Source organism: Planotetraspora sp. GP83 (genome assembly GCF_041262585.1).
Classification (GTDB): domain Bacteria; phylum Actinomycetota; class Actinomycetes; order Streptosporangiales; family Streptosporangiaceae; genus JAOEGB01.
Window position 1 is genome coordinate 1 of sequence record NZ_JBGCBZ010000049.1, and the last position, 3,546, is coordinate 3,546.

Annotated in this window: 3 protein-coding genes; 2 read left to right on the top strand and 1 reads right to left on the bottom strand. The window is 69.2% G+C overall.

Annotated elements, in window-relative coordinates; genetic code table 11:
• Window positions 1-230: 230 nt before the first annotated feature.
• Window positions 231-1,301 (top strand): AI-2E family transporter, encoded by a 1,071-nt coding sequence (locus ABH927_RS34090; protein WP_370028611.1) that lies wholly within the window; start codon window positions 231-233, stop codon window positions 1,299-1,301.
• A 50-nt stretch (window positions 1,302-1,351) separates the two neighbouring features.
• Complete coding sequence (locus tag ABH927_RS34095) at window positions 1,352-1,762, top strand: hypothetical protein (protein WP_370028612.1); 411 nt, start codon at window positions 1,352-1,354, stop codon at window positions 1,760-1,762.
• A gap of 59 nt (window positions 1,763-1,821) precedes the next feature.
• On the opposite strand, the gene ABH927_RS34100 is transcribed toward ABH927_RS34095, so the two are convergent.
• On the bottom strand, window positions 1,822-3,198 hold the full coding sequence (locus ABH927_RS34100; RefSeq protein ID WP_370028614.1) for a hypothetical protein: 1,377 nt from the start codon (window positions 3,196-3,198) through the stop codon (window positions 1,822-1,824).
• Between the last annotated feature and the right edge of the window lie 348 nt (window positions 3,199-3,546).

A 3,546-nucleotide genomic window follows, 5' to 3' on the forward strand; every position in this document is an offset into this window, starting at 1 on the left:
CAGCGACCAACCAGAACAAGAACAAGGAGAACGCCGACAACCACCAGCGCCCACCCACAACACAACCACCACAGTGATCAGAAAGGGATGCGCCGGACCGCGCCGACACCAAAAGATTAGCAGCCTTCAAGACCACGTTGGCCCGAAGGCTGATAACCCGGGCTCAGGCCGTACGGACGCACTTGATCCAATTGCCGGATCTTTCCCCGGAGAAGGGGTAGAAACGGGACGTGACTCAACAGCGGATTCCTCGTGCGATTGTTGTGCTGGTCGGCGCCGCCGCCGCTGTGATCACACTGGCGGGAGTCCAGGCGGTCGGATCGATCGTCGGCCCGGTGATCCTGGCGTTGACGCTGGTCATCGCCGTCTCGCCGTTGCGTGACTGGCTCGCCCGTCACCGGGCGCCCGTGGGCGTCCAGGTCGCGGTCCCGCTAGCCGTGGTCCTGCTGGTCCTGCTCGGCATGGTGGCGATCCTCAGCCTCGCCGCCGCGCAGCTGGCCATCCTGGCTCCGACCTACTCAACCGAGTTCAAAAAGATGGTGGCGGATCTCCAGCACTGGGCGGCCGGCCTGGGCTACGGGAGCCAACAGCTGAACAAGGCGCTGTCCTCCTTCGATCCGGCCAAAATGATCGAGGTGGCGCAGAGCGTGCTCAGCGGCCTGCTGGGCGTGCTGTCCAGCCTCTTCCTCATCGTGGTGCTGCTGCTGGCGATGAGCCTGGACGCGCCGATCTTCTCGCGGATCGTCGACGCCGCCGCGGTCGAGCGCCCGGAGCTCGCGCGGGCGCTCCAGTCGTTCACTCACCGGACCAGGCGCTACCTGATCGTCTCGACCATCTTCGGCCTGATCTGCTCGGTTCTGGACGTCGCGGCGCTCTACATGCTGGGCGTGCCCCTGCCTCTGTTGTGGGGCGTGCTGGCGCTGATCACCAACTACATTCCAAACATCGGCTTCATCCTGGGCCTCGTCCCGCCCGCCCTGCTGGGGCTGCTGGAAGGCGGCCCCAAGACGATGCTCCTCGTGATCGCCGCGTACATCGCGATCAACGTGGTGATCCAGTCGTTCATCCAGCCGAAGTTCCTCGGTGACGCCGTGGGGCTGTCCACCACGGCGACCTTCCTCTCCCTGATCATCTGGGCCTGGGTGCTGGGGCCGCTGGGGGCCCTCCTGGCGATCCCGCTGAGCCTGCTCGTCCGCGCTCTTCTCATCGACAGCGATCCGGACAGCAAGTGGGCGGCCGCCCTCATCTCGGGACGGCTCCCCCATGCCGAGCCAAATACCGAGCCGAAGCCGTCGCCGTAAGGGGCGTGCCGCCTGAAGCGCGCCGCGCGCCCGGCGCGTAGTGTCTGAGCATGCGGCGATGGGACATCGACGAGCGCCATACCGGCATCGCGGACGGCTCCGCCATGGAGCCGCAGGTCCAGAAGCTTCTGGACCACATGACGCGGGAGGGCTGGGTCGCCGAGGAGCCCGAGGCGCACCTGCTTCCGCACCTCCGGCGCGCCTGCGGCTCCGAGTGGCTGCTCACCGGCGAGCGCCTTCTCGACGACGGCGTCTACGAGGTCACGGTCTCGCTGGCGGGCGATCGGGAGGGGATCCACGTCCACCGCGACGCGATCAGGCTGCTCTCGGCGATCGCCGAGCCCGCCTTCTTCGTACGGCAGAGCGAGCCCGGCGTGTTCGAGTGCGTGACCGGCGTCCTGGACGGCGACCCGCCCGGCTTCAAGAGCCACGGCCACCTGGTCCGGCTGATCGTCAAGTAGGACGAGCCCCTCGTACGGCCCCGCCTTATGGGCCCGCGCCTGAGCGGGCCCGACCGGATCTACTGACCGGCGGCCACGCGGACGGGGACTCCGGGCTCCGAGATGGGGATGGTCCGGACCATCCCGTCGCCTTCCGAACGCCTGCGGCTCCACGGCATGGCGGCGATGAGCAGCGGGAACAGCAGCACCGAGCTCACCGCCCAGGGACGGTGCAGCTCACCCCAGGCGACCCCCTCATACTGCGTGAGCACGAGATAGCCAACGGCGGCCCAGACGGCCGAGCCGATGATCGCGGGCCACGCCCAGCGGGTGGGCCGTGCGACGAGGAACGGCATGAACCACATGAGGTACTGCGCGCCCAGCCGCGGCGTGACGACCATGAAAGCGAGCAGGATCGCGATGGTGACGTCGATGGGGTCGGCCTTGCGCCACCAGATCAGGCAGGCGACCACCGCGGCGTAGATGAGGTACTGACCGATCTTGAGCGCGGCGGGGTTGAGGACCCAGTTGGCACCGACCGTGGGGCCCGCGAGTCCCGTCGCGTTGAGCACGGCCGTCCACCCCCAGTCGCCGGTGATGGGCCGTACGTCGCTGGGCCGCAGGCCGATGGTCTTGAGGACCTCCGGAAGCTGGCCCCACTTGGTCCACCCGCCGATGGGGAGCGTGAGCAGGAAGAAGACCGGAGGGATCCCGGTGGCGACCAGCGAGATCAGGCGGGAGCGCACCCCCGGGAGCAGCATCAGCATCGCGGGGACGAGGATGACCGGCCAGCTCTTGGCGCACAGCGCCAGCCCCATGAGCAGCCCGGCCCAGATCGCGCGGGTGGTGGCCGCCCGGTCCTCGTCGAGGGGATGGGTGAGGCGGCGCAGGAGGTCGCGCGGCCGCCGCCATGGGAGCGGCTCTCCCCGCTTCCAGCCGTCGGGGCCGCGGGCCACGACGTACGCGGCCACACCGAAGAGCAGGGAGACCGGCTCGACCTGGCCGTGGACGGAGGCGACGAGGATGGCGAGTGGGTTGCAGGCGTACTGGAACGCCCGGAGCCGCGCCTTGGTGCCGCCGGCGAGCGTGCCGACCAGGGGGATCAGCAGGATGTCGGAGACGACGGTGACGAGCCGGCCGCTGATCTCCCAGGGGATGCCGAGCCAGAGCAGCAGGCCGTACACGTAGGGGATCGTCGGCAGGAAGTGCCACCCGCCGTTGCTCCCCAGCACCGGGTCGCGGTGGTTGAGGATCGCCTCACCGGCCGGCTTGAAGCTGTTGATGAAGTCGACCGGCTGATAGCTGTCCTTCGCCGAGAGCACGAGGATCAGCACGCGGACGCCGATGCCGATCGCCAGCGTGACGGTCAGCGACGGCCTCCAGCCCCTCCACTGCGCGACGAGGGCGAGCACGACACCGGTGACGAGGACGATGCCTGTCGGGATTGCGTAGTCCATGACGTTGCCAAGACTGCCCGACAAATGAGTAAAGAGGCGACTTGTCACTTGAATTCTCGCCCGTCGATCGCCATCCGTCACCTTTCGCGGTATTGTGACCACGCAGCGTAACAAACGGGAGACGTCAATGACGATTCGGCTCTGGATCACTCTCGCCGTCGCGACGTTCGTCGGCATGCTGATCGGCCTGCTGGCCCCCACGCGAAGCGGCGGGGGGGGGGCGCGGGGGGGGGGGGGGGGGGGGGGGCCCCCGCCCCGGGGGTTGGGGGGGGGGGGGGGGGCCCCCCCCCCCCCCCCCCCCCCCGGGGGGGCGGGCCCACACCCGCCCGCGCCCCCAGGGGGGGAGGG